Annotated in this window: 1 protein-coding gene; it reads left to right on the top strand. The window is 72.9% G+C overall.

From position 1 onward, the window contains the following. A partial coding sequence (locus KIK05_RS46445) for an aldo/keto reductase (RefSeq protein ID WP_214417342.1) occupies positions 1-863 on the top strand: 863 nt, incomplete at both ends.

Here is an 863-nt window from a genome sequence, read left to right as displayed (position 1 = left end):
GACGACGCCGAGTCGATCGCCGCGATCCGCCACGCCATCGCCTCCGGCGTCAACTGGATCGACACCGCCGCCGTCTACGGACTCGGCCACTCCGAAGAGCTGGTCGGCAAGGCGATCGCCGGCCTGCCCGAGGCCGAGCGCCCCTACATCTTCACCAAGGCGGGCCTGGTCTGGGACCCCGACAACCCGGAGGCCGCGCCCCGGCGCATCATGAAGCCCGCCAGCGTGCGCCGCGAGATCGAGGACTCCCTGCGGCGGCTGAACGTCGAACGCATCGACCTGTACCAGGTGCACTATCCCGACACCGGCGAGTCGCTGGAGTACGCCGGGGGCGGCTTCGGCGCCGTCTCCCCCAACGCCACCCCGCTGGAGGAATACTGGCAGGTCATGGCCGACCTGAAGGCCGAGGGCAAGGTCCGCGCCATCGGCCTGTCCAACCACTCGGCCGAGCTGTTGGAGGCCGCCGAGCGCGTCGCCCACGTCGACGCGATCCAGCCGCCGTTCTCCGCGATCAACCGCTCCGCCGCCGCCGAGATCGCCTGGGCGCACGCCCACGACACCGGGGTGATCGTCTACTCCCCGCTCCAGTCGGGGCTTCTCACCGGCGCCTTCTCGGCGGAACGCGTGGCCGGCCTGCCCGCGGACGACTGGCGGACGGCCCACCACGACTTCACCACCGGCCTGGCCGCCAACCTCCGCCTCGCCGACGCGCTGCGCCCGATCGCGGCGCGGCACGGCGCCACCGTCGCCGAGGTGGCCATCGCCTGGGCACTGGCCTGGCCCGGCATCACCGGCGCCATCGTCGGCGCCCGCAAGACCACCCAGGTCGACGGCTGGATCGGGGCGGGATCGGTGGAGCTGAC

The sequence above is a fragment of the Sphaerisporangium fuscum genome, from assembly GCF_018531465.1.
Taxonomy (GTDB): domain Bacteria; phylum Actinomycetota; class Actinomycetes; order Streptosporangiales; family Streptosporangiaceae; genus Sphaerisporangium; species Sphaerisporangium fuscum.
This window is presented reverse-complemented; position numbering and strand designations above follow the sequence as displayed.